23 protein-coding genes are annotated in these 23,376 nt (G+C 73.6%); 12 read left to right on the top strand and 11 right to left on the bottom strand.

The window, feature by feature from the left end; all coding sequences use genetic code 11:
* Positions 1–66 precede the first annotated feature (66 nt).
* The 7 genes from ACFOVU_RS04005 (at position 67) to ACFOVU_RS03975 (ending at position 8,464) form a co-directional block, all read left to right on the top strand.
* Positions 67–303, top strand: a complete 237-nt coding sequence (locus tag ACFOVU_RS04005) for an acyl carrier protein (RefSeq protein WP_378529899.1) — start codon at positions 67–69, stop codon at positions 301–303.
* Between the two features lie 4 nt (positions 304–307).
* Positions 308–1,540 (top strand): beta-ketoacyl-[acyl-carrier-protein] synthase family protein, encoded by a 1,233-nt coding sequence (locus tag ACFOVU_RS04000; protein ID WP_378529898.1) that lies wholly within the window; start codon positions 308–310, stop codon positions 1,538–1,540.
* A gap of 19 nt (positions 1,541–1,559) precedes the next feature.
* Entirely contained in the window at positions 1,560–2,324 is a 765-nt protein-coding gene (locus tag ACFOVU_RS03995; RefSeq protein ID WP_378529897.1) for an SDR family NAD(P)-dependent oxidoreductase, read from the top strand.
* A gap of 66 nt (positions 2,325–2,390) precedes the next feature.
* Entirely contained in the window at positions 2,391–6,311 is a 3,921-nt protein-coding gene (locus tag ACFOVU_RS03990) for a beta-ketoacyl synthase N-terminal-like domain-containing protein (RefSeq protein WP_378529896.1), read from the top strand.
* Positions 6,312–6,419: 108 nt separating this feature from the next.
* Entirely contained in the window at positions 6,420–6,842 is a 423-nt protein-coding gene (locus ACFOVU_RS03985; protein WP_378529895.1) for a hypothetical protein, read from the top strand.
* Between the two features lie 62 nt (positions 6,843–6,904).
* Positions 6,905–8,173 (top strand): L,D-transpeptidase, encoded by a 1,269-nt coding sequence (locus ACFOVU_RS03980; RefSeq protein ID WP_378529894.1) that lies wholly within the window; start codon positions 6,905–6,907, stop codon positions 8,171–8,173.
* 168 nt (positions 8,174–8,341) lie between these two features.
* On the top strand, positions 8,342–8,464 hold the full coding sequence (locus ACFOVU_RS03975; RefSeq protein ID WP_378529893.1) for a hypothetical protein: 123 nt from the start codon (positions 8,342–8,344) through the stop codon (positions 8,462–8,464).
* Positions 8,465–8,589: 125 nt separating this feature from the next.
* Here ACFOVU_RS03975 and ACFOVU_RS03970 read toward each other — a convergent pair whose 3' ends face one another.
* Positions 8,590–9,831 carry a cytochrome P450 gene (locus ACFOVU_RS03970; protein WP_378529892.1) on the bottom strand — a complete coding sequence of 414 codons (1,242 nt, stop codon included), beginning with the start codon at positions 9,829–9,831 and terminating at the stop codon, positions 8,590–8,592.
* Between the two features lie 300 nt (positions 9,832–10,131).
* Complete coding sequence (locus ACFOVU_RS03965) at positions 10,132–10,362, bottom strand: hypothetical protein (RefSeq protein WP_378529891.1); 231 nt, start codon at positions 10,360–10,362, stop codon at positions 10,132–10,134.
* Positions 10,363–10,614: 252 nt separating this feature from the next.
* Here ACFOVU_RS03965 and ACFOVU_RS03960 point away from each other — a divergent pair, with 252 nt between their 5' ends.
* A complete protein-coding gene (locus ACFOVU_RS03960) occupies positions 10,615–11,796 on the top strand; it encodes a DUF418 domain-containing protein (protein ID WP_378529890.1) in 1,182 nt (393 codons plus the stop codon).
* 43 nt (positions 11,797–11,839) lie between these two features.
* Here ACFOVU_RS03960 and ACFOVU_RS03955 read toward each other — a convergent pair whose 3' ends face one another.
* The gene (locus ACFOVU_RS03955) at positions 11,840–12,811 is read right to left on the bottom strand and encodes a helix-turn-helix transcriptional regulator (RefSeq protein WP_378529889.1); all 972 of its coding nucleotides are present in this window, start codon (positions 12,809–12,811) and stop codon (positions 11,840–11,842) included.
* Positions 12,812–12,874: 63 nt separating this feature from the next.
* Between ACFOVU_RS03955 and ACFOVU_RS03950 the strand changes: the two genes are divergently transcribed.
* Positions 12,875–13,438 carry an SDR family oxidoreductase gene (locus ACFOVU_RS03950; RefSeq protein WP_378529888.1) on the top strand — a complete coding sequence of 188 codons (564 nt, stop codon included), beginning with the start codon at positions 12,875–12,877 and terminating at the stop codon, positions 13,436–13,438.
* 32 nt (positions 13,439–13,470) lie between these two features.
* On the top strand, positions 13,471–13,716 hold the full coding sequence (locus tag ACFOVU_RS03945) for a hypothetical protein (RefSeq protein ID WP_378529887.1): 246 nt from the start codon (positions 13,471–13,473) through the stop codon (positions 13,714–13,716).
* A gap of 20 nt (positions 13,717–13,736) precedes the next feature.
* Here ACFOVU_RS03945 and ACFOVU_RS03940 read toward each other — a convergent pair whose 3' ends face one another.
* From ACFOVU_RS03940 to ACFOVU_RS03920, 5 genes are all read right to left on the bottom strand, one after another.
* On the bottom strand, positions 13,737–15,005 hold the full coding sequence (locus ACFOVU_RS03940; RefSeq protein WP_378529886.1) for a four-carbon acid sugar kinase family protein: 1,269 nt from the start codon (positions 15,003–15,005) through the stop codon (positions 13,737–13,739).
* Between the two features lie 348 nt (positions 15,006–15,353).
* Complete coding sequence (locus ACFOVU_RS03935) at positions 15,354–16,859, bottom strand: aldehyde dehydrogenase family protein (protein WP_378529885.1); 1,506 nt, start codon at positions 16,857–16,859, stop codon at positions 15,354–15,356.
* A 71-nt stretch (positions 16,860–16,930) separates the two neighbouring features.
* A complete protein-coding gene (locus ACFOVU_RS03930) occupies positions 16,931–17,827 on the bottom strand; it encodes an NAD(P)-dependent oxidoreductase (protein WP_378529884.1) in 897 nt (298 codons plus the stop codon).
* Between the two features lie 150 nt (positions 17,828–17,977).
* Positions 17,978–19,378, bottom strand: coding sequence for a DUF3100 domain-containing protein (locus tag ACFOVU_RS03925; protein WP_378529883.1), 1,401 nt, complete (start codon positions 19,376–19,378; stop codon positions 17,978–17,980).
* Positions 19,379–19,652: 274 nt separating this feature from the next.
* Positions 19,653–20,504 (bottom strand): MurR/RpiR family transcriptional regulator, encoded by an 852-nt coding sequence (locus ACFOVU_RS03920; protein ID WP_378529882.1) that lies wholly within the window; start codon positions 20,502–20,504, stop codon positions 19,653–19,655.
* Between the two features lie 499 nt (positions 20,505–21,003).
* On the opposite strand from ACFOVU_RS03920, the gene ACFOVU_RS03915 reads away from it, so the two are divergent.
* Entirely contained in the window at positions 21,004–21,318 is a 315-nt protein-coding gene (locus tag ACFOVU_RS03915) for a hypothetical protein (protein WP_378529881.1), read from the top strand.
* Between the two features lie 56 nt (positions 21,319–21,374).
* Here ACFOVU_RS03915 and ACFOVU_RS03910 read toward each other — a convergent pair whose 3' ends face one another.
* Both ACFOVU_RS03910 and ACFOVU_RS03905 read right to left on the bottom strand, forming a co-directional pair.
* The gene (locus ACFOVU_RS03910) at positions 21,375–21,548 is read right to left on the bottom strand and encodes a DUF397 domain-containing protein (RefSeq protein WP_378529880.1); all 174 of its coding nucleotides are present in this window, start codon (positions 21,546–21,548) and stop codon (positions 21,375–21,377) included.
* Positions 21,541–22,308, bottom strand: a complete 768-nt coding sequence (locus tag ACFOVU_RS03905) for a Scr1 family TA system antitoxin-like transcriptional regulator (protein WP_378529879.1) — start codon at positions 22,306–22,308, stop codon at positions 21,541–21,543. Before ACFOVU_RS03905 ends, ACFOVU_RS03910 begins: the two co-directional genes overlap by 8 nt.
* A 300-nt stretch (positions 22,309–22,608) precedes the next feature.
* Between ACFOVU_RS03905 and ACFOVU_RS03900 the strand changes: the two genes are divergently transcribed.
* Positions 22,609–23,037 (top strand): ATP-binding protein, encoded by a 429-nt coding sequence (locus ACFOVU_RS03900; RefSeq protein WP_378529878.1) that lies wholly within the window; start codon positions 22,609–22,611, stop codon positions 23,035–23,037.
* Between the two features lie 85 nt (positions 23,038–23,122).
* Here the strand turns inward: ACFOVU_RS03900 and ACFOVU_RS03895 are convergent, their stop codons facing one another.
* Positions 23,123–23,344, bottom strand: a complete 222-nt coding sequence (locus tag ACFOVU_RS03895; RefSeq protein ID WP_378529877.1) for a DUF397 domain-containing protein — start codon at positions 23,342–23,344, stop codon at positions 23,123–23,125.
* Between the last annotated feature and the right edge of the window lie 32 nt (positions 23,345–23,376).

Raw genomic sequence — 23,376 nt, 5'->3', positions numbered from 1 at the left:
GGACGACGGCGATACGCCCCCTGTCCGCACCATCGCACGACCGGCGACCCAGGAAAGGCATCGGCAATGCCCGACGTATTCGCAGAGATCTCCCGCGCACTGACCGAAGAATTCGACGTCCCCGCCGATGAGATCGGCCCCGAGAACACCCTCCAGGACCTCGGCGTCGACTCCGTCGCCGCGGTCGAGCTCGCCGACATCCTCCAGGAACGGCTCGGCATCACGATCGGCGACGACGACCTGACCACCCAGAACACCGTCGCCGAGGTCATCGGCGTCGTCGCCGAAAGAGCGGGGGCGTAGCACCGTGACCGCCCACGCCCCCGCCGCGATCACCGGGATCGGGCTCGTCAGCGCCGCCGGCATCGGGCGCGCCGCCAACTGGAAGGCCGTCTGCTCCGGAGTCCCCACGGCAGATGCCGTCGACGCGCTCGCGGATGCGCCCGTGGCCTTCGCCAGCACCGTGCCCGCGACCTTCGACGCCGACCGCCTGACCGGCCACCGCGCCTCCCGCAACTACGACCGCAGTACCCAGTTCGCGCTCGTCGCCGGGCGGGAAGCCCTCGACGACGCCGGCCTCACACCGTCCGTTCTCGAAGACGCCCGCGTCGCGGTCGTCGTGGGGACCGCCTTCGGCGGGGTCCGCACCTTCGAGGAGGACCACGCACGGCTCATCGCCGACGGCCCCGGCGCCGTCACCGCCCGCTTCCTGCCCAAGGCCCTGGCGAACATGGCATCGGGCATCCCGTCGATCGAGTTCGGCGCCACCGGCCCGGCCATGGTCGTCTCGACCGCCTGCGCCTCCGGTGCGACCGCGATCGGCATCGGGCTGGGCCTGCTGCGCTCGGGCGCGGCCGACGTCGTCCTCGCCGGCGGCACCGACGCCAGCGTGACCCCGTTGCACGTGGCCGGGTTCCACAAGCTGCGCGCCCTGTCCCGGGCCCGCCGGTTCCCGCCCGCCCGCGCCTCGCGGCCCTTCGACGTCGGGCATGACGGGTTCGTCATGGGCGAGGGCGCAGGGATCGTCGTCCTCGAACGCCTCTCCGATGCGGCCGCCCGCGGCGCCCGGGCCTACGCCCGTCTCGCGGGCTACGGGGCCACGAGCGACGCCCACCACATCACCGCGCCCCACCCCGACGGCCGCGGGGCCAAGGAGGCGATCCGCGAGGCGTGCGACGACGCCGGGCTGGTCCCCGCCGACGTCGGCCACATCAACGCCCACGCCACGTCCACCCCGATAGGCGACGCGATCGAGGCCGGAGTCGTCGCCGAGATCGCCCCGAACGCGGTGCTGACCTCGACCAAGGGCGTCACCGGCCACCCCATGGGCGCGGCCGGGGCGATCGAGGCCGCCTACACCGCCCTCGCGCTGCACACCGGGACCGTTCCGCCCGTGGCCAACCTCGACCGGCCCTGCGAACGGGCCAAGGACCTCGACCTCGTCATGGGCGGTCCCCGGTCCCAGCGCGTGGACACCGCCCTGTCGAACAGCTTCGGATTCGGCGGCCACAACGCCGTCCTCGCCTTCACTTCCACCTAACACCAGGAGGTTCCGCCCCATGGGCCAGGTCGCAGTCATCACGGGGGGCACCGCGGGCATCGGGCTCGCCTGCGCGCGCAGGCTCCTCGACGACGGGGGCAGCGTCGTCCTCGCCGGCCGCTCCGCCGAACGCGGACGCGCCGCCACCACCGAACTCGCCCGCGGCGACCGGGTCCGCTTCATCGCCTGCGACGTGACGGACCCCGGGCAGGTCACGAAGCTGATCGAGGGGGCCGTGGACGAGTACCGGCGCATCGACGTGCTGGTCAACAACGCAGGCGGCGTCACGGACGACGGGCGGCCCGCTGTCGAGCTGGACGACGACGCCCTGGGCCGCGCCTTCCGGCTGAACGTCGACTCGGCGTTCTGGGCCAGCCGGGCCGCCCTGAAGCACATGCTGCCGAGGGGCTATGGCCGGATCATCAACATGTCCTCGATCGCGGGCAAGACCGGCGCGGCCGGGCTCCTCGGCTACACCACGTCCAAGCACGCGCTCATCGGCCTGACCAAGAGCCTCGCCAAGGAGGTCACGACCCGCGGCGTCAGCGTCACCGCCGTCTGCCCCGGCATCACCGACACCGAGATGATCCCCCGGGAGCTCCAGGGCGCGATCGAGACCTCCGGCGCCGACTTCGCCGCCGCCGCGCGGCACTACACCGGCGACCTCGGGCGCATGGTCGAGCCGGCCGAGGTCGCCGCGGTCGTCGCCCTCCTCGCCTCCCCCGGCGGCGCCGCCGTCTCCGGCAGCGCCATCAGCGTCGATGGCGGGTTCACGCAGTTCTAGCCGTGCTCCGGCCCGTGCTCCCGCTCCCGCCAGTGTTCCAGCCGCCAGCTCCGAGAGGACCCGGCCGTGTCGCCGACCCCCTGGCTCGCCCACGCCCCCGACCCCGCCGCCGATGTGCACCTGCTCTGCTTCCCCCACTCGGGGGCACCGGCATCGTTGTTCCAGGGGTGGCGCATCCCCGGAGTGGACGTGCTGCCGGTGCTGCTCCCCGGCCGCGGCCCCCGGCGGCACGAGCCGCTCGTCCGATCCCTGGACGCCCTCGCCGAGGCCGTCGCCGACGACGTCGTCCCCCGGCTGACCGGCCGCTACTGCCTGCTCGGCCATTCGATGGGCGCGTGGCTCGCCCACGCCGTGGCCGCTCTGCTGGACCAGCGGCACGGCACCGGCCCCGAGCGGCTGTTCGTCCTCTCCGCCCCGCCGCCGCACCTGCCGCCCAGCCCGTTCTCGTCCCAGTCCGGGCTCTCCGACGACGCCATGCTCGACGAACTCGTGCGGGTCGGCGGCGCCCCGGAGTCCGCCCGCGAGGCGGTGCGCGCCAATCTCGGCGCCATCCGCGCCGACGTCACCGCCGTGGGCGGCTACCGTCCGGACGCGCACCCGCTGTCGTGCCCCATCACCGCCATCGGCGGCAGCCGCGACCTGCTCTTCGACACCGGCACCCTCGTGGAGTGGCGCGCGGCCACACGCAGCGGCTGCTCCGTCCACTTCGTCGACGCGGGCCACTTCACGGTCACCGAGCAGCCCGACGCCGTCCTGCGCATCACCGCCCGCGACCTCGGCCGCACCGCGCCCCCCGCCGACCCCGTCGCCGTGATCGGCATGGCCTGCCGGCTGCCCGGCGCCGGCCACCCCGCGGCGTTCTGGGCGCTGCTGCGCAGCGGGCGCAGCGCGGTCGGGCCCGTCCCGCCCGATCGCATCGGCGGCAACGGCCACCGGATCATGCACGCGGGCGGGTTCCTCGACGCCGTCGACGCGTTCGACGCCGGGCACTTCGGGTTCAGCACGCGCGAGGCGCACCGCGCCGACCCGCGCCTGCGCCTGCTGCTCATGACCGTGCAGGAGGCGATCGACGACGCCGGGCTCACAGCTGACGGCGTCGCCGGCCCGCGCACCGGCATCTGGGTCGGCGAGTCCCACTCCGACTACTGGGACCTCTCGACCGCCGCCGTCCCGCCGAACATGTACACGCTCTCGGGCGGCGGGCTGAAGAGCTTCCTGTCCGGGCGGGTATCGCACTTCTTCGACCTCCAGGGGCCGAGCATCACGCTCGACACGTCCTGCTCGGCGTCGCTGACCGCGATCCACGCGGCCTGCCGCGCGCTGCGCGGCGGCGAGGTCGACACCGCGTTCGCCGCCGGGGCGCACCTGATCCTCAACCCCGACGGCGGCCCGTCGCACGGGCTCGCGAAGGCCCTTTCCCCCAACGGGCGCTCCGCGTTCGCCGATGCCGGCGCCGACGGCTACGCCCGCGCCGAGGGTGTGGCCGTCGTGCTCCTGCGGCGGCTGGCCGACGCGCTGCGCGACGGCGACCCGGTCCACGCCGTCATCGAGGGCAGCGCGGTCAACGCCAACGGGCGTTCCGGCCGCAACATCGTCAGCACCAGCGGCCCCGGCCAGGTGCGCATGATGCGCGAAGCGCTCGCCGACGCGGGGCGGCTCCCCGCCGACATCGCCTACGTCGAGGCCCACGGCCCCGGGACGCGGGTGGGCGACGACATCGAGCTCGCCGCCCTCCACGAGGTCTACGGGGGCAATCCGGGCCCCTGCCTGGTCGGCTCCGTCAAGACCAACATCGGGCACCTGGAGCCGGTCGCCGGTATCGCGGGGTTCCTCAAGACCGTCCTGGCCCTCGAACACGGCCGTGTTCCGGCGTCGCTGCACCACAGGGATCCCGCCCCGGCCATCGACTGGGACCGCTCGGCGCTGCGTGTGCCCACCGCATGCGAGCCGTGGCCGGTCGACGGCCCCCGCTGCGCCGCCGTCTCCTCGTTCGGGCTCTCCGGGGCCAACGCCCACGCGGTCGTCGCCGCGCCGCCCGGGCAGACCGCGCAGCGGCGGCGCCTGCCCCGGCGGACGTGGAACACCCGCCGCTACTGGTACACGGCGCTGGTGGACGGGGACAGGGACAGGGACGGGGACGGCAACGGCGCCCGGCCGGACCGAGACGCCCCGCCCGGACCGCCCGCCGCGCCCACGCGGCCCGCACCCCTACCCGCACCCCGAGGTGGTGACCCGGTGACCCCCCACCCGTTCTTCCGCGACCGCATGCCCGTGTGGGCCGAGCTCGACGAGCTCCTCGGCGCCCCCGATTTCGCCCAGGACCTCGCCGGGGTCGGCGCCACCTACCGGCGCCTCCAGGCCTTCGGCCGCAGGCTCGGCCCGGCGCGGGACCTGCACGGCGACCCCCTGCGCCTGCTCGCCGGCATGGAGTGGGCCGGGATGGTGGACCCCGCGATGATGCACGCCGCCATGGTGCACTATGGCGTCGCCGCGACCTCCCTTGTGGAGTGCGGCCACCCCGGCGACGACCTCGACGCCCTCGCGGCCGGCCTCGACACGATGGACGCACCGGGCACGATCGTCGTCACCGAGCTGGGACGCGGGGGATCCCAGATCAACGTCCGCACCGAGGCCCGTTACGACCGCGACCGCCGCACCTTCACGCTCTGCACCCCCGATGACGCCGCCGTGAAGATCATGCCCAACGTCGGCTGGCCCGGGCTCGCGCGCACCGCCGTCGTCATCGCGCGCCTGGTCGTCGACGGCGCCGACAACGGGGTGCACGCGTTCGCATTCCGCTTCCCGCACCCACGGGCCGAGGTGATGTCGCTCCCCGGCGGCGCGCCGGTGGCGCTCGACTACTCGGCGATCCGCTTCAACGACGCCGAGATCCCCCATGGCCACTGGCTGTCCGGTACCGCCGCCATCACCGGCAACGGGGTCGCCGACCCCCTCGGCCCGCAGCAGCGGCTCGCCCGGTCCCTGGGCGGGGTCCAGTCGGCCGCCGTCTTCGCCGCCGTCGCGCTCGCCTCGGCCGCCCGGGCCACGGTCGCGGTCGCCTTCCGCTACACCTCCCAGCGCGTCGTCGGCGGCCCGGGGACGCCGGTCCTCGATTTCGCGACCCACCGCGACGACCTCGCCCCGGCGGTCGCGCGCGTCTACGCGACGGGCGCCTACGTCGAGAAGGTCCGGCGCGACTTCGCCGATGAGCGCCTGGGCCGCGGTGCCCCGCGCACGGGCCCGGCGGTCGAGGGCGCGGCCTACGCGCCGTGGCTGGCCGCCGACCGCGACCGCACCCTCGCCAAGACGGCGGCGGCCACGGCGCTCGAATCCGTCGCCGCCACGTGCCGGCGGCTCTGCGGGTTCCAGGGCGTCCTGCGCACCAACCGCATCACGGTCTATGAGGACATGGCGAAGTCCTTCCACTCGGCCGGCGGCGACACGCGCCTGCTCCTGCTCGAAGCCGGCAAGCAGCTCCTCAGCGGCGGGGACGCCCCCGCCGTCCCCGGGGCCGTCGGCCCGGGCACGGGCGACGCGTCCTCGACGCTGCGCCTCGTGGCGCTGCACGAGCACGTCCTGACCGGCACGCTCCGCGACCTCGTCGGCGCCGGCGATCCCGGCCCGCACCTGCGCCGGATCGAGGACCTCGCCCGCGTCCACCTGACGCGGCGCATCCTGGAGGAGTTCGACGAGGCGGTCGCCGCCGCGAGCGGCCCGTGGCGCGACATGCTCGGCGCCGCGCGGCGCCTCTACGGACTCGACGCCGTCCTGGACACCGCCGCCTGGCACTTCGACCACGGCTCGCTGCGCCCCGGTGACGGCGACATCCTCCGGTCCGCCCGCGCCGACGCGGTCGACGAGGTCGTCCGGCGGCTCGGCGGACTGGTCGACGGCCTCGCGGTGCCACCGGGCCGCGTCGGCGGGTTCATCGGCCGCGAGGACTACATCGGACGCTTCGCGGCCCTCGTCCCCGGGAACGACCGCTGAACGGGGTCGCGCCACCGCCGTCGCCGCCGGGAGCCGGTACCGCGTGGCGGTTCGGCCGGGGATCGAGCGAATACCCCTGTGCGTACCCTTTTGGATAACATTCTTTCCATGGGGGGTGCGATAACGGCGCGGCGGTCCGGGGCGCGGATCGCGGTACTCGCGCTGCTGTTCGCCGCCGGCCTCCTCTGCGCCCTCTGCTCGGGCCCGTCCGCCGCCGCCGGCACCGGCGGTGGCGCGCAGGGGTCCGTGTCGGAGTCGTCCGCGGCGGTGGGGCCGGCCCCGGCCGGCATTGCGCACACCGATGACGACCGGCACGGCCATGACTGCCAGGCGGCCGCCGGTCTCGGCGCCGGGACCGAGCAGCGCACCGCCATGGTGAAACTCTTCGCGCTCACCGCACTCGGCGCCGCCGCCCCGGTCCTGCTCTGGAGCGCGGCCCCGGCGCTGCGCGTGTGGATCGCCCGCGGCCGGCGGGGCCCGCTGCGCCCGGGATCGCGATTGCTGCTGTCCCTGTGCGTCCAGCGCGTCTAGCAGCCCCGTGAACCGCCGACCTGGATCCACCCACCCCCCTTCACCCCTCACGGAGTCATCCGATGGCCACCGTTCTGCGCCCCGCCTCCACCGGCCCCGCGGCCGTGCTGTGTCTCACCGTCCTGCTCGCCACCGCCTGTTCCTCCTCCGATGCCGACCCCTCCGGAGCCGATTCCGCGTCCGGCGAGTCCGGGGCGGAAGTGAGCATCACCCCCGAGGACGGCACCGATGAGGTCTCCCCGGACGTCCCCGTCGAGGTCCGGGCCGAGGGCGGCACGATCACCGACGTCACCGTCGCGGTCGACGGCGATGAGGCGACCGGCGCCGACGAGATCACGGGCACCCTCAACGACGACGAAACCGCCTGGACCAGCGACTGGACCCTCACCCCGGGCGCCGCGGTGACCGTCACCGCCACGACCGAGGACGCCGACGGCGAGACCGCCGAGGCCGTCAGCGAGTTCACCACCCAGGAGGCGGTCGAGGGACAGCGCCTGGAGCTGGAGTCCAACTTCCCCACGAGCGGCGAGACCGTCGGCGTGGGCATGCCGGTCATCGTCAACTTCGACCTCCCGGTGGAGAACAAGGCGGCCGTGGAATCGGCCATGGAGGTCGTCTCCGAGGAGCCCGCCCAGGGCGCATGGAACTGGTTCGGCGACCAGACGGCGGTGTTCCGCCCGGAGGAGTACTGGACGCCCAATCAGCAGATCACCGTCAACATGCGCCTGGCGGGCGTGCAGGCCGCCGACGGCGTCTTCGGGATCGAGAACCACCAGCTCAACTTCGATGTGGGCCGGTCCCAGATCACCACGATCGACAGCGACACCAAGCGCATGCTGGTCGAACGCGACGGCGAGCAGATCCAGGACTTCCCCACCAGCCTGGGCCGGGCGGACACCCGCGCCTACACCACCACCAGCGGCGTCCATCTGACCATGGAGAAGTACGACCAGCTGGTGATGGACTCCGCCACCGTCGGCATCGATGAGGACGACCCCGAGTACTACAAGCTCGACGTCGAGTACGCGGTCCGCTTCTCCAACAGCGGTGAGTTCACCCACGCGGCACCGTGGAACAACCAGCTCGGCGAGGCCAACCTCAGCCACGGCTGCCCCAACCTCGCCACCGAGGACGCCAAGTGGTTCTACGAGAACTCCTACATGGGCGACCCGCTGATCGTCACCGGGACCGACCGCCAGCTGGAGGTCGACAACGGGTGGGGCTACTGGCAGCGCTCCTGGGAGGAGTGGGTCCAGGAGAGCGCCACCGGCGAGCCCGACGCCACCGACGAGCCCGGCACCCCGGGCAGCCCGCACGGCGACGCCGAATAGCACCTGCGGTCCGCCCGTCCGCCCCCGCCCCTCCGGGCCGCCCCGGATCGGCGGGGGCGGGCGGCGTCCTGGTAATCTCCCAAGACATCGTTGCGCGACCGTGTGCAACCGAACCAAAGGCGGACTGAACACAAAGTGTTACCGATGCGTCCCGATGACAGGGACGTCATGGAATCGGCAAGAAAAGCACATCGACGCCACCGGCTCGACGGAATCGCCGTCGTGGTCTGGGCCATTGTGGGGGTGCTGGCGCTGTTCTCGTACTTCGTCGTCGGCGCCGCAGGCATGTAGCACGCACGCACAACGGGTGATGGCACCCGTGTCTCGGGGCGGTCGCGCAAGCGGGCGCCCTTTCGCCTTTCCCGGACACGCCCGGCGGGGGCTCCCGGCCGCTCGGCGGGGCCCCCGCACCGGGGTCAGGCGTCCCAGCGGACGTCGAGGCGCTCCAGGGACCGGAAGTACCACTCGGCCGACCACTCGGGCCGGTGATCGGCGGGCAGCCGCAGGCCGGGGAGCCCGGCGAGGGCCTCGATGGCGATCCGCATCTCCAGGCGCGCCAGCGCCCGGCCAAGGCAGAGGTGGATGCCCGCGCCGAAGGCGACGTGCTCGCGCACGTCGGGGCGGCCCGGGGTGAACGCGTCGGGGTCGCCGAAGACGCGCGCGTCGCGGTTGGCGGAGCCGAAGAGGAGCAGGACCAGCGACCCGGCCGCCATCGGCACCCCGCCCAGCGTGGTGTCGCGCTTGACGACCCGCATCATCCCGCGGTGCGGGGACTCGTGGCGCAGCGACTCCTCGACCAGGGCGGTGATGGTGCGCGGGTCCTCGACGGTGCCGGCCCACAGGCCGTGGGAGAGGGCCGACATCACCGCGGTGGCGATGGTGTCGCGCGTGGTGTGGATGCCGCCCGCGTACAGGCCGCGGACGAACATCACGGCGTCGGGCAGGTCCATGGCCACATCGGGGTCGTCGACCATCCGGGCGAGCTCGGTGAGGATGTCGTCCCGCGGCGCGGTCCGCCGCCTGCCGAGGGCGTCGATGATGTGGGCGTCGTAATCGCGCAGCGCGCGGGCGGCCGCGGTCTTGGCCTCGATGCCGCCGACCGGGGCCGCGAGCGTCAAGAAAGCCCCGTTCCAGCCGTCCAGCCGCTCGTCGTCGGCGGCGTCGAAGCCGGTCAGGTGGCCCAGGGCTCGCCGCACGAACGGGTGGGCGAAGTCGGCCACGAGGTCGGCGCGGCCGCGCGGGGCGAGGCCGGCGACCAGGTCGTCGGCGATACTGCGCAGGGCCGGGGCCCCGGCGCGGATCCGCCGTCCGTGCAGTACGCGTTCGCCCAGGGCACGCAGCGGGGCGTGGCCGGGCGGGTCCGCCTGGACCATGTGCGGGGGCAGCGGAAGGTGGTCGAGGATCCGCAGCACTTCGGGCGGGCCAGCGTCCAGGGGCCGGAACGCCTCGGCGGAGGAGAAGACGTCCGGCGTGGTGAGGACCTGCGTGACCAGGCCGTGGTCGGCGACCATCCAGGCGCTGATCGGGTCGGCCCACGTGACGGGCTCGTTCTCGCGCGCCCACCGGTAGAAGGGGTGGGGGTCGAGGCGGTGGGCGCTGGTGGGGTCGTAGGCGACGTGTGGGCATCCGCCGGAGGCGGATTCCGCCGATGCGGTCATCCTGCTCCGTTCCTTCGCGTCGATTCGGGGGGTCAGTGCGGTGAACGCAGCCGTTACGCGAGGCCCTTCGGGCCCGGCGCATCGGATACGGCCCCGCTCCTTGCGGTGCAGTCAACCACGAGCGCGGGCGCGGCGCATCCGCCGTGGAGAGCGGCGCACGCCGCGGTGCACGCGGCCGTTCGCGCGAGAGCGGGAGGGGTGGAGGGGCGGCGTGCACGCCGAAGACCCCGCCGACCGCCGGGGCGGCGGATCGCCGGGGTGCGCGCGGGCGGGGAGTCGCCCGCTCAGGTCCGAGGCGGGTCAGCCGACGGCGTGCGACAGCCGTTCCGCCAGCAGCCGCTGACCCTGCTCGCCGCACTTCCGGTTGTTCTCCTGGATCCGGCGGAACCACCGGGCCAGCTCCTCGTCGCCCTGGGCCTCGGCATCGGCGATGTAGTGCTCCAGCCGGTAGACGTTCTCCAGCGACTGGTGCAGCGCCCAGGTGAGGTTGTAGTTGTCGTCCTTGACCGGGGTGGTCGGTGCTGTCGCCATTGCTCGTCCTCGCCTTCCATTCGGGTGCAAGAACCGGCAGTAGGCCCGCTGCCCGGCATCGCCCCCGAACATGCACATCGATTCGCCTTAGGCCGCCGCCGGGGCCGGAAGCCCTGCGAGACCCCCGCTGTGCCGGTAGGGCCAGGACCACCCGAAGCGTGGGCCCATGCCCATTCACCGCAGCGTGTGCGCTCCGTAGGTTCTGATGCGCCGCCCGGTGCCCGGCCGGGGGCGTAGCGAAAGGCGAGCACAGTGACCGGCTCATCCGACCCCGCCCCGCGTACGTGGCCGGGCCCTGGACCGACCTCCCTCGGCCGGCGGGCCCTCGCCCCCGATCTCGCCCGCGGGTTCATGCTGCTGTTCATCGCCCTGGTGAACGCCCAGTTCTTCCTGACCGTCCCCGACATCGTGTCCTCGGTGGCCGACCAGGTCGTGGTGGTGGTCCAGTCGACCGTCGTCAACGCCAGGGCGATCCCGCTGTTCTCCCTGCTGTTCGGCTACGGCATGGTGCAGCTGCTGCGCCGGCTCGACGCGGGCGGCGGGCGCCCCCTCGGCGTCCTACGCCGGCGCGGCGTGTGGATGGCGGCGATCGGCCTCGCCCACGGGGCGCTGCTGCTGCCCGTGGACATCATCGGCGCCTATGGCCTGGCGGTCCTGCTCTTCGCCGGGCTGCTGCGCGCCCGGGACGCGACGCTGCTGTGGGTGTCGGCGGCCTTCGCCGCGGCCTCGATCGGGCTGCACACGGCGCTCATGATGCTCTTCACCGCATCGGGGAACGACGCTTCCGTCGCCGCCGGCTCCCTCGTGCAGGGCGACCCCGTCGCCGCCACGGCCGAGCGCTTCCAGGAGTGGATCCTCTACACGCCCGTCACGCTCCTCACCGTCGTCGTTCCCCCTCTGTTGTGGGGGGTGTGGGCGGCCCGCCGCCGGATCCTGGACGACCCGGCGCGCCACCGCCGGCTCCTCGGATGGGCGGCCGCGGCCGGCCTGGGCATCGCGGTCCTCGGCGGGCTCCCGGACGCACTCGTCCGGGCGGAGCTGTGGACGGGCGTGCCCCTCCAGACGGCGGGCCTGCTGGCGGTCCTCCACGACACCACCGGGTGGGCCAGCGGTGTCGGCTGGGCGGCGCTGATCGGGCTGGTCGCGATCCGGGCGGCGGAGCGGCGGGGTCCCGTCGTGCGCGCGGTGGAGGCCGTGGGGCAGCGGTCGATGACGTGCTACCTGCTCCAGTCGGTGGCGTTCACGGCGGCCTTCGCGCCCTATGGCGCGGGTCTGGGAGCGACGCAGGGCGCCGCGGTGGCCGCCGCCATCGGGGTCGCCACCTGGGGTGCGACCGTGCTCGTGGCCGAGGCGATGCGCCGCCGCGGCCACCGCGGCCCGGCCGAGATCCTGCTGCGCCGGCTCACCTACGGCCGCCCCTCCCCCGCCGCCTGACGGGCGTCGTCCCACATCCGGTGCGGGCCGGGTACGACCGGCCTCACGGCTCGCCCGCCTCCGGCGGCCCCGCGGCGCGCTCGAGGCGGGCCGCAAGGGCCCGGATCTCCGCCACCAGTTCGGGGGGCTCGCGGACGTCGAAGTCGAAGCCGAAAGTCGCGACCCACACCGCCAGGTGGTCGAGCCGGTCGGAGCCGATGCGCAGGGTGCACGTGGCGTCGTCAACGGGCTCGACCACGCCGATGCCGGGCGGGACCTCGTCGGCCACGCGCTCGGCCGGGGCGTGCATGGTCAGGACCGCCTGGTGGCGGTGGCGGTCGACGGCCATCTCCCGGGCGAAGCGCTCCACAAGATCCTCGGGCAGCGGCCGCGGCGTGAACCGGGGCCCGTTGGGGGTGCGCAGCGCACACCGGTCGACGCGGAACCGCCGCCACCCCGACTTCGCGATGTCCCAGGCGAACAGGTACCACCGGCCCGCGTACTGGATCAGCCGGTAGGGCTCGGCCTCGCGCGCGGTGCGCGCGCCGTCGTAGGCGGTGTAGTCGAACCGCAGCCGCACCTGGTCGCGGACCGCCGCGGCGATCGCGGTCAGCGCCGCCGGGTCGACGGTGGCTCCGGGCGCGGGCAGGGCCACCATCGCCGACCCGAGCGCGTCGGCCTGGCGGCGCAGCCGGGAGGGGAGCAACCGGTCGAGCTTGGCCAGCGCGCGCACGGAGGTCTCCGCGATACCCGTGACCGCGCCGCCGGCCGCGGTGCGCAGGCCCACCGCCACGGCCACGGCCTCCTCGTCGTCGAGCAGGAGCGGGGGCAGCACGGCGCCCGGTGCGAGCGTGTAGCCGCCGCCCACGCCGCCGGCCGCCTCGATGGGGTAGCCCAGGGTCCGCAGCTTGTCGATGTCACGGCGCACGGTCCGCCGGCTCACCCCGAGGCGCTCGGCCAGCTCGGGTCCCGTCCAGTCGCGGTGGGCCTGCATCAGGCCGAGCAGGCGCAGCAGCCGGGCCGAGGTCTCCAACATGGGGGAAGTCTCGCAGCGATCGCGGACGGGAACCGGCCGCGAACCGCCCTAGCGTCGCCTCCCATGACACAGAACACGATGACGATCCTGGTCACCGGCGCGACCGGAAAGGTGGGCCGCCCCCTGGTCGCGCGGCTACTGACCGACGGGCACCGGGTCCGCGCCCTCACCCGCGACCCCGCGCGGGCCGGCCTGCCGGCGGGCGCCGACGTGGTCGCCGGGGACCTGGCGAACACCGGGAGCCTGGCCGCCGCCTTCACAGGGGTCGACGCCGTGCACCTGATCGGCTTCAACGGGGCGGAGTACGCGCCGCTGACCAACGTGGACGGGATCGCCGGCCTGGCGCGGGAGTCGGGCGTGCGCCGGGTGACGGTGCTGAAGGGCGAGATGGAGAAGACGCCGTTGGAGGAGGCCCTGGAGTCCGCCGGGCTGGTGCCGACCCGGCTGGCCCCGGTGGAGTTCATGTCCAACGCCCTCGAATGGGCGGAGGCCGTCCGCGGCGACGGCGTCGTCCGCGAGGCGTTCCCCGAGGCCAGGAGCGCGATGGTGCACGAGGCGGACATCGCGGCGGTGGCCGCCGCCGCGCTGACGGGGGGGACGGCCACGCCGGCCGCGAGTACTGGCTGACCGGGCCCGAGGCGCTGACCCACCCCGACAAGGTGCGCATCATCGGCGAGGTCCTGGGCCGGGAGGTGCGCTACGCCGAACTCACCCGCGACGAGGTGGTCGGCGAGTGGAAGCGGGCGGGCTTCTCAGCGGAGGACATCGCGTTCTTCCTCGCCATGCGGGTCGATCCGCCCGAGACCGCGTACACCGTGCTGCCCACGGTCGAGGAGGTCACCGGGGTTCCGGCGCGGACCTTCGCCCAGTGGGTGCGCGAGAACGCCCGCGCGTTCGGCGCCTGACCGGTTTCCGCAATGGGCCCTCAGGCGTTGAACGCGGTCAGGACGTCGACGAGGGTCGTCTCTCCGCCGACGTTGCCGGGGACGACGACGTAGGGGACCGTCGCGCCCGAGGGCGTGGGCAGGTCCCAGACGCTGATCCCCGGCAGCACCTGGCCGCGCACGCGCGCCACCCGCGCGCCCAGCCCCGTTCGGGCAACCTCGGCCGAGGTGATGCCGCCCTTGGCGACCACGGCGGCGACCTCGCCGGACAGCTCGTGCACGGCCGCGGTGAGTGCGGCCATGACGCGTTCGCCGTGGCCGAGCGTGTTGTCGGCGGCGCGGCGATGCCGTTCGCTGGCGATGACGGCGGCGCCGTTGTCGCGCAGGGCTGCGCGGGCGCGCTCCACCAGGTCGGCCCCTGCCGCGGCGGGGTCCGCCAGCGCGGCGTCGGTGTCGAGGACCACCGGGCGCAGCCCCCGATCGTGTTCCAGGGCGGCGAGCTGGGCGGTCGCACCGGAGGTGTGCGAGCCGCAGACCACCAGCACCGGGCCGGGCGCCCGGTCCAGCGGCTTGGGCAGGGGCCCCGTGCTGGCCGCGTCCGCGCAGCGGGCGGCGAGCGGCGCGGCGCAGCGGACCACGACGTCGCGGCCCGCGGCCCAGGCCCGGACCAGGGCGTGGTGGACGAGGTCGATGTCGGCGTCGGTGACCGCATCGGGCGCCACGACGGTGCCGGGGGCTGCCGAGGTGAGCGCGTCGGCCAGCGCGCCGCCGCCGGTGGCGCGGAGGTCGTCGAGCGCGACGGTGAGAGCGGGGCGCCCGCCGCCCTGCTCGGCGACGTAGCCGCGCATGTCGCTGGAGCCGAACCCGAACACGGGGTCGTCGGCGTACTCGGTCTCGGCGGCCGGGACGTCCGCCTCCCCCACGCGCACGTAGTGCACCCCGTCGCGGGTGGTGCGGCCCCCGGCGGGGAACGCGGGGACGAACAGCATGACGGAGGCGTCGGTGGCGAACGCGTCGCTTTCGGCGAAGACGTGCCCGCGCAGGGTGGAGTCGCCGCGCAGGATGAAGCGGACCCCGGTGCCCAGGCGGGCCACGGCCTCCAGCGCGGCCGTGCGGATCCGCCGGGCGAGCGCCACGGCCTCATCGGTGCCGAGGGCGCGGCTGTTGGTGAGGACGTAGAGGGCGTCGTCGGCGCGCAGGGCGTCCTCGATGTCGCGGGAGAGCGTGGCGTCGCCGGTCTCAAGGAGGACCGGGACGCCGGTGGCGGACTGGGTCCCTGTGGGGTCGTCGTCGAGGACGAGGATCTTCATCGGGGCCCTCCATGGGGAGTCGGGGAGCGGTTGGCGGGACCGGCGCGGTCGGCGGCGGCGTCCGTGCGGGCCGTGAGCGGTGTGGCGAGGCCGAGGCCGCGGTGCTCGGGGACGGCGGTGGAGAGCGTAGCGAAGACGCGCTCGCGGATCTCGATGTGGATGCCCACTTCGCACCGGCGTTGGCGCGACCCCGACAGCGACCGCGGAAATGTCAACGGTGGCCGGAGCCCCGGAACGTCAAGAATCCGGGCGCGCTCGACACGACCGGATACAGGAGCATGACCAGCGCTGCATGCGCGGCGCCGCCGGGCCTCTGCCTCCGCGAGGGGCCCGGCGGCGCGCCCGGGATCAGCCCTCCTCGCGCAACGAGGGGAAGAAGCGCAGCGGGTCGTGGCCGGTGTGGACCCACACCGCCTTGGGCTGGGTGTACTCGTTGAGCACATCGGGGCCCGACGAGCGGCCGTACCCCGAGGCGCCGAAGCCCCCGAACGGCGCGGCGACGTGGATCGCCTTGTAGCCGTTGATCCAGAACGTCCCCGCCCGGACGGCGGCCGCCACCCGGTGGGCGCGGCCGACGTCGCGCGTCCACACCGCACCGGCGAGCCCGAACTCCGTGCCGTTGGCGCGGGCCACCGCGTCGGCCTCGTCGCGGAACCGGCCGACCGCCAGGACCGGGCCGAACACCTCCGTCTGTTCTAGGCCGTCGCCCGGCTCCACGCCCGCGATGATCGTGGGCGGCACCCAGTAGCCGCCCGGGTCGACCCCCTCGGGCAGCAGGCCCACCGGGGTGGCGGCCTCGGCGCCCCCGGCCACGGCCTCCCCCACCAGCCGGGTGACCTTCTCGTACTGCGCCCGGTTGTTGATCGGGCCGATCTCGGTGTCCTCGGCCAGCGGGGCGCCCACACGCAGCCGCCGGGCGCCGTCGGCCACCCGCGCCAGCAGCTCGTCGTGGACCTCGTCCTGCACCAGGAGCCGGGAGCCGGCCACGCACGACTGGCCGGCGGCGGAGAAGATCGCGGCGAGCGCGCCCTCGGCCGCGGCGTCCAGGTCGGCGTCGGCGAACACGACGTTGGCGCTCTTGCCGCCGAGCTCCAGCAGCGACGGCGCGCCCCGCTGCGCCGCCGCGGCGGCGACCGCCCGGCCCGCGGGTACGGAGCCGACGAACGCCACCTTGCCCACGCGCGGGTCGGCGACCAGCGCCGCGCCCGTGGTGGCGCCGAGGCCGGCGGCCACCGTGAGCGTGCCGGGCGGCAGCCCGGCCTCCTCGGCGAGCCGGGCCAGCCGCAGCGTCGTGAACGGGGTCAGTTCACTGGGCTTGACGACGACGGTGTTCCCGGCCGCCAGAGCGGGGGCGGAGTTCCAGCCGGCGGTGAACAGCGGGGCGTTCCAGGGGGTGATGGCGGCGACGACGCCGTAGGGCTCGCGCCGGGTGTAGGCCAGCCAGTCGCCGGGGACGGGGATGGTCTGGCCGAGGGTCTTGTCGGCCCATCCCGCGTAGTAGGCGAACATCTCGGCGACCTTGGCGACCTCCACCCGGGCATCGCGGATCGGCTTGCCCGATGTCACCGATTCCAGCCGCGCGAGGTTCGCGGTGTCGCGGGTGACGGCGGCGGACAGGGCGCGCAGCGCTTCGGCGCGGCCGAACGCACCGAGGGCCTGCCAGGCGGGGGCCGCCGCCGCGGCCGCATCGACGGCCGCACGGGCGCCGTTCGCGCCGGTGTCGGCCCAGGTGAGGAGTTCCGCGCCGGTCGCGGGGTCGTGGGCGGCGATGGGGTCACCCGCGCCGATGTGCACAGCGCCCGCTGCGTGGGTGCCGATGCCCTGGGGCAGCAGTTCGGTGATGAGCGATGTCATGGGGTCGTACCGCCTTCATCGGTGGATCGGTGGATCGGTGGTGGGGTCGGTGGGGACTGGGGCACACCGCTTCAGTTGGGCCGGGCACCTTCGCGGGAGAGCTCACCGGCGAGGACGGCGACACGGTTGAAGTCGGCTGCCGGGTCGAGCCGTTCGGCGGCCTGCGCCCACAGGTTCCCGGCGGCGTTGAGCAGCCCGGGCTCGGCGCCCGAGCGGCCGATCACGTCCAGGCAGAGGGCGACGTCGCGGGACATCAGGCGCACCGGGAACCCGGAGTCGAAGGTGCCGGGCAGGATCCACTTCGGGTAGTTCACCTCGGTGACGGCGCTGCGGCCGGAGGCGGCCCCCAGCGCGGCGATGAGCCGGTCCGGGTCGAGCCCGTACCCGGCGCCGGCGGCGACCGCCTCGCCCACGAGGCCCAGCTGCGCCGCGCACAGCGCGTTGTTCAGCAGCTTGGCGACGTTGCCCGCGCCGGGGCCGCCGACGTGCACCGCGCGACCCCCGGTCAGCGCGTCGAGCACGGATGCGGCGGCGTGGACGGCGTCGTCGGAGCCGCCGACGAACGCGCCCAGGGTGCCGGTCTCGGCGCCGGTGCGCCCGCCCGAGACGGGGGCGTCGATGTAGCCGGTCCCGGCTCCGGCGGCGAGGGACGCCATGGCGCGGGTGGTGTCGGGATCGGACGTGGTGGTGTCGACGATGAGCCCGGGCGCACCGCCGGCGAGCAGGGCGGGGACCGTCTCGGCGACCTCGGCGGCGCCCGGCAGGGAGAGCACCACCCGGTCGGCGCGCCCGGCGAGTTCGGCGGGCGCGGAAACGGGGGTGACCCCGTTCCCGGCGGCCACCGCCGACCGCCCCGGATCGGGGTCGAGCCCGAGCACCTCGAACCCGGCGCGGACGAGCGTCGCGGCCATGCCGCCGCCCATGACGCCGAGCCCGATCACGCCGACGGTCGTCGTCGATTCGGTCATGGATTGCCTCCTGATTCGGCCTGGTGGCCGGCCCCGCTGTGCGGGGCCGGCCTCAGGGGTGGTGCCGCACCGGTTGCGGTGCGGGCGTAGCGGTGTCGATGGCCGGTCAGCCCATCGGCCCGCCGGTCGGCGGGTCAGCAGGCCGACGGCTCACATCAGCGCCTGCGCCATGAGTGCGGCGAAGATGAAGGTCGCGCCGAACGAGACCAGCGCCACCAGCACCACGCGCCAGCTCAGCCGCTTGAGGACCGCGCTGTCCTTGCCGATGGACAGCCCCACGAGCACGAGAACGGGGGTGGCGGTGGCGAGGAACTGGATGTCGGCGACGAGGCCGAGGACGGCGTCGCGGGCCGGGTTGAGGGGGCTGGCCAGCAGGATGCCCAGCAACGAGGCCAGCACCATGGCGGGCGTCTTGGGGATGAGCCGCTTCACAGCGAACGCCACGAACGTCACGCCGGCCATGAGCGCGAACCCGGCCAGTTCGGTGGCGTGGAAGCCCCGGATGTTGATGGTGTTGGCGACCAGCATGACCGCGGCGATGAGCACCAGGTAGAGGGCGACCCGCCACAGCGGCGGGGGCGCGGGCGCAGCGGGAGCGACCGGGGCCGGTGCGGCGGCGGCCTCGGCAGCGGCGCCGGTGGTGCCGGTGGCGCCGGTGGCGCCGGTGGCGCCGGTGGCGCCGGTGGCGCCGGTGGCGCCGGCCGTGGCCGTGGCCACGGCCACGGCGTCGGAGCGGCGGAAGACGCGCGACCAGAACCGGTACAGCCGCTGGGTCAGCGGCAGGGCGACGAAGATCGCGAGGTAGACGCCGGCGATCTCCGACACCAGGTTGGCGGCCGCCGCGTAGGCGAGGATCTGCTCCTCCATGTGCGGGTAGCTGTGCGCGATCGCCGCCGCGGACGCCGCCATCATCGAGCCCGATCCGACACCGGTGCCCATCGCGAGCGCCAGCGGGCTGATCCAGCCGGTCGAGGCGAGGAAGCCGGCCAGGACCGACAGGTAGAGGGCGCCGAAGACCGAGCCGAACACGTAGATGCCCAGCGCGCCGTGGTACTCCGGGGAGTCGGCGCCGAAGCGCTCGGCGGTGTAGGCCATGTTCGGCTCGCGGTCGATGGAGTAGGTGGCGCCGACGGCGGAGCGCCCCATGCCCAGCGCGACCGCGACCGGCAGGGCGAGGATCACCGAGCCGAACAGGTGGCCGACCTCCTGGAGGGCCAGAGCGAGGGAGACGTCGGCGAGCGTGTCGAGCTTCTCGCCGACCAGGAACGCCAGGCGCACGATGAACAGGATGATGCCGACCTCGACCAGGCCGACCGCGGTGCGCTGGGCGGCCAACGGGAGCCGGGCCACGCGCTGGAGGCTCACCGCGGAGCCGAGCAGGATCGCCCAGATGATCGGGAACAGGATGACCTTGCCGGGGCCGATCGTGAACTCGTAGGTGCCGATCAGCTCGGCGAGGGCGGCCAGGACGACCGCCAGCAGCAGGACGAGCGGCAGGCGCGGCGGCAGGGTGCGCAGGAACGGCGTGCGCGGTGTGGCGGTGGAGGACATGGGCCGATCTCCTGGAGATCTCCGGCCGCGCGGGCGGCGGGGTGGATGTGGAACCTGTGCGGGTCGGGCGGGCGGGTGGACGGCCGGGGCCGGGGCCGGGGCCGGTGCGCAGGGCGCGGCTGACGGCGGGCACGACCGACGGCGGCACGGCGTGCGGGCCGGCCCCGGGCGGTCGCCCGGGTATGCGGTTGAGCGGCCGGTCCGGACGGTCCGGACGGTCCAGACGGCCGGGCCGTGCGGGCGCCGGGGCGTCCGGGACCGGGGTGGGCGGGTGCTACCGGCCGCGCGGGTCGGCAGGACCGAGCGCGCCCAGCGTGTCCCAGAGGTCCTGGGTGCGGCGCAGGGCGGCATCCGCGCGGTCACCGCGCCGGGCGGAGAGGCCGGCCAGCAGGCCGTAGGCCACGGAGACGGCGGCGGTGGTGGACTGGAAGAACGAGACGCCCTCGGTGGGCACCTTCAGGACGTGGTGGGCCGACTCGGCGATGCCGGTGTCGGTGTCGGTGAGCGCGATGACCGTCGCCCCGGCGTCCGCCGCGACCCGGGCGGCGATCCGGGTATCGCGGTTCTGCCGCCAGAAGCTGATCGCCACCAGGCAGTCGCCCGCGCCCAGCGGCGACAGCGCGGTGGCGAGGTGCACGCCGCCGCGGTTCTCCAGGGTGATGGGCAGGCCCATGGTGGGGCCGAGGTGGGCGAGCAGGGACGCCGGCGCCGTGTAGGAGCCGGACGCCACGACGAGGGTGCGCGGTGCGGCGTCGATCGCCTCGACGGCGGCTTCGGCGGCGCCGTCGTCGATGGTGTCCATGGCGGCTCGCAGGTTGGCGAGGTCGCGCCGCAGGGCGGTCCGCACGGTGCCGATGGGTTCGCCATCGGCGTGCCGGCGGAGGGTTTCGGTCGCATTGATTCCGGCGAGGTACTGGGCCCGCAACTCCAGTTGCAGCGCCGGCCAGCCGGGGTAGCCGAGGGCCTGCGCGTAGCGGACCACGCTGCTGGGGTTCACGCCGGCTTCGCGGGCGACATCGCCGACCTGGCCGTATGAGCCGAGTTCGGGGTTCGCGGACAGGGTGTCCGCGACCCTGGCGAGGGCGGGTGACAACGCGCGCCCGCCCGGTTCCACCGACGCCGCCATCGCAACTCCATTTGCCGTCGTGAGTGTTCAGCAACTCTGATTGCAGGAACATACGTGACGACCGAAGAGATGATCAAGAGAGGCGGAGATCGTTTTACTCGAACGCAACAAGCGCACAAGGAGCCACGAGGCCATCGCCGGGCGGGGCGGCGGCGCCTCCGATTGCGGGGCAATGACGATTCGGCAACGGGCGCACACGCATAGTCGCCGACTCGTGCGCCGACACCAGTGACCGGATAACGCGCGAGCAGGGGAAAGCGGTTCCCCAAACCGGCGGCCGGAGGCGGCCTGGCCGCCTCCGGTCCAGGCCATGACACTTGGTGATCACTGAGTTACCTTCAAAGCGAGTGACACCCTCTACTCTGGAGGCTGGTATGCGCGCACTCTGGACTCGCCTGAGCCCTGTCCTTCGATCGTGGACCTGCGAATGCGGGCAGTCCAACGCCAACGAGCTGATCAACTGCACGCGGTGCGGCAAGTGGAAGTGATGGAGCTGATCATGGAGCGCAAGACTCTGGAGGAACACGCACGAGGCGTGATGGTGGCCGAGGCCAAGCGCCGCGGCGTCACCATCACCTTTCCGGAGCCTGTGCCCGATCACATCCCCGAGGACACCCGCCAGTGGCTCGCCCACGTCGAGGGCAAGGGCTGGTGCTATTTCGCCGCACCGGGGTTCGGCCACGAGGTCGCCCTGCCGGCCGAGCACGACTTCCTCCCCGTCAACGACGTGCTCGCCACCAACTACTCGCTGTTCTACGGAACCGTCGTCGTAAAACACTGGCCCAAGGTCGCCGCCGCACCGCGCCGAGCCTGAGCGCCGGCAAAGGCCACCACGCCCGTGATCGGCGATGGTGGCCTTCGCTGTGGGGGTCAGAGTTCGTCGGCCTTGATCCCCTGGATGAACCGGCCCCACTCTGCGGCGGCGAACTCCAGTGTCCCGCGGTCCCGGTGCTGGGTGTCCCGGACAGCGGTCACCGCCCCCTCGGAAACCTCGACACACTGGCCTCCGTTCTGGGAGTAGCTGGACTTGTGCCACCTATTCATCGCTGATCTCCTTCAACCTTCGGAGGGTGTCGTCGACAGGGAGGGCGCTGCCGAGGGCGGCGTGCGCCAAGTCCTGCAAACGCTGAATACCCGGTGCCTCGCGCACGAGGATAGTGCCGTTGGTGTGTTCGGATGTTGCGACCCGTGAGCCGTCCTGGAGCCGGTAGATCTGGAACGGGGAGGTCACCCCGGCGAGGATGCTGCCGACCGGAACCATGTGTACCCGGACGCGATCGGACTCTATGCGCTGTAACAGGTGAGCCGATTGCTCCTTCCGCGCGGCACGGGGTACGCCCGTCAGCGCCGTCTCCGGAAAGGTCGCGAACACCCTGACATCCTTTCCCAGCTGATCAAGCTGGGAGCACCTGACGCGGACGAGTTCATCGATGACCCCCATAGGGTCGGACGGCCGACCTTCCGCCAGCACGTACCTCGCATATAGCGGAGATTCCAGCAGCGCGGGCACCAACACAGGCGTGACGACTTCAATCGAAACGGCGCGCGCCGAGAGCTGCTGATCATCACGCAACCATGGGGGGACTCCGTTCACCTGTGTAGTTTCATCCCATATGCGAATAAGACCGCCGCGCGCCCCAAAGAAGTCATCTAGCTTCTCTGCCGTCGCACGATCAGGGGTGGTTCGTCCGGTTTCCCAGTTGGAAGCCGCGGATGGGACGTATCCGACGGCCGCGGCCACCTGCGCCTGTGTGAGGCCGCGCTGTTTCCTGAGGCGACGCAACTCCCTTTGCAATTCATTCACATATCACAGGATCTCACGCAGGCTTCACGATCGCAGAGTATCGATCCAGAAATAATCGCCTGGCCTAGCGGAACCGGAAACGACATCCGCAGACTGAGCTCACCGCGCACGACAGACCTCCGCGACGGTGGTGGCCGTCCGGAGGCGCGGACTCCACCTATTGCTCAGGAAGGTGAAGACAATGCGTGAAGATACACGGCGCTCTGACTCGGCGGTCAGGTCGCCCCGCGCGATCCGCAGGGGGCGCATTCGCCCCTACCTGTTCCGGTCTGCGCGACCGACCGTTATCGAGGGGCGGTGATGGCAATGTCCTACGAACAGCGGTTCCCGGGATGGTCCGACCAGATCCGCAAGGCGCGGGTGTGGACCGACGAGATCCTCTCCACCCATGAGGGGTTCGACATCCCCTCCGACACCATTGCCTCGGCCGTCCTCCTCGTCTCAGAGGCCGCGACGAACGCCTGTCGCTACACGGCCAGTGGCCGCGGCGGGATCTTCAAGATCACGCTAAAGATCGACACCCGCCGCATCATCATCGAGGTCGACGACGAAGGCCGTCCCGCCGGCGGGACACTCCCCTTCATCCGCCCCCTCACGCCCATGGCGCAGCATGGCCGCGGCCTCACCCTGATCGACTACATCGCCGACTCCTGGGCCCCGCTCCCCCGCCCTCGGACCGGCGTCACCTTCACGCTCACCTGGCACCCGGCGCGCACCCCCGCCGCCTGATCAGCCAGGACCCAAGACACGCTGCTCCCGCCTCCGGAGGGGGAGGCGGGAGCAGCGCCCCTCCGGGCCACCCCAGACGACAAACTCAGAGCACGCGGCGCTTCACCGCGTGGAGGAACGCCGCCCATTCCCTCTCCGGCACCTCCATGTACCCCGCCCCCGGATACGCGGAGTCCCGCAACGCCACACCCGCCCCTGGCGCCCCGCCCGCTCCTGCGCGCACCGCGCGCCCAGCGTCCCACCGCGCGATGGCCACGCAGTTCTCCGAGAGACTGTGGCTGCTGGTGCGGAACTCCCATTCGTCCATGCGGGCACATGTACCCCACCCCCACCCCCCGG

Origin of the sequence: Nocardiopsis sediminis, assembly GCF_042650565.1 — a bacterium.
In the GTDB taxonomy this organism is placed as follows: Bacteria; Actinomycetota; Actinomycetes; order Streptosporangiales; family Streptosporangiaceae; genus Nocardiopsis_B; species Nocardiopsis_B sediminis.
This window is presented reverse-complemented; position numbering and strand designations above follow the sequence as displayed.

What these genes read in the sequence shown, in the direction of transcription:
- ACFOVU_RS04005 (WP_378529899.1), top strand. Translation starts at nt 67, where the DNA reads ATGCCCGACGTATTCGCAGAGATCTCCCGCGCACTGACCGAAGAATTC.
- ACFOVU_RS03995 (WP_378529897.1), top strand. Translation starts at nt 1,560, where the DNA reads ATGGGCCAGGTCGCAGTCATCACGGGGGGCACCGCGGGCATCGGGCTC.
- ACFOVU_RS03985 (WP_378529895.1), top strand. Translation starts at nt 6,420, where the DNA reads ATGGGGGGTGCGATAACGGCGCGGCGGTCCGGGGCGCGGATCGCGGTA.
- ACFOVU_RS03980 (WP_378529894.1), top strand. Translation starts at nt 6,905, where the DNA reads ATGGCCACCGTTCTGCGCCCCGCCTCCACCGGCCCCGCGGCCGTGCTG.
- ACFOVU_RS03975 (WP_378529893.1), top strand. Translation starts at nt 8,342, where the DNA reads ATGGAATCGGCAAGAAAAGCACATCGACGCCACCGGCTCGACGGAATC.
- ACFOVU_RS03970 (WP_378529892.1), bottom strand. Translation starts at nt 9,831, where the DNA reads ATGACCGCATCGGCGGAATCCGCCTCCGGCGGATGCCCACACGTCGCC.
- ACFOVU_RS03965 (WP_378529891.1), bottom strand. Translation starts at nt 10,362, where the DNA reads ATGGCGACAGCACCGACCACCCCGGTCAAGGACGACAACTACAACCTC.
- ACFOVU_RS03955 (WP_378529889.1), bottom strand. Translation starts at nt 12,811, where the DNA reads ATGTTGGAGACCTCGGCCCGGCTGCTGCGCCTGCTCGGCCTGATGCAG.
- ACFOVU_RS03950 (WP_378529888.1), top strand. Translation starts at nt 12,875, where the DNA reads ATGACACAGAACACGATGACGATCCTGGTCACCGGCGCGACCGGAAAG.
- ACFOVU_RS03940 (WP_378529886.1), bottom strand. Translation starts at nt 15,005, where the DNA reads ATGAAGATCCTCGTCCTCGACGACGACCCCACAGGGACCCAGTCCGCC.
- ACFOVU_RS03935 (WP_378529885.1), bottom strand. Translation starts at nt 16,859, where the DNA reads ATGACATCGCTCATCACCGAACTGCTGCCCCAGGGCATCGGCACCCAC.
- ACFOVU_RS03930 (WP_378529884.1), bottom strand. Translation starts at nt 17,827, where the DNA reads ATGACCGAATCGACGACGACCGTCGGCGTGATCGGGCTCGGCGTCATG.
- ACFOVU_RS03925 (WP_378529883.1), bottom strand. Translation starts at nt 19,378, where the DNA reads ATGTCCTCCACCGCCACACCGCGCACGCCGTTCCTGCGCACCCTGCCG.
- ACFOVU_RS03920 (WP_378529882.1), bottom strand. Translation starts at nt 20,504, where the DNA reads ATGGCGGCGTCGGTGGAACCGGGCGGGCGCGCGTTGTCACCCGCCCTC.
- ACFOVU_RS03915 (WP_378529881.1), top strand. Translation starts at nt 21,004, where the DNA reads ATGGAGCGCAAGACTCTGGAGGAACACGCACGAGGCGTGATGGTGGCC.
- ACFOVU_RS03910 (WP_378529880.1), bottom strand. Translation starts at nt 21,548, where the DNA reads ATGAATAGGTGGCACAAGTCCAGCTACTCCCAGAACGGAGGCCAGTGT.
- ACFOVU_RS03900 (WP_378529878.1), top strand. Translation starts at nt 22,609, where the DNA reads ATGGCAATGTCCTACGAACAGCGGTTCCCGGGATGGTCCGACCAGATC.
- ACFOVU_RS03895 (WP_378529877.1), bottom strand. Translation starts at nt 23,344, where the DNA reads ATGGACGAATGGGAGTTCCGCACCAGCAGCCACAGTCTCTCGGAGAAC.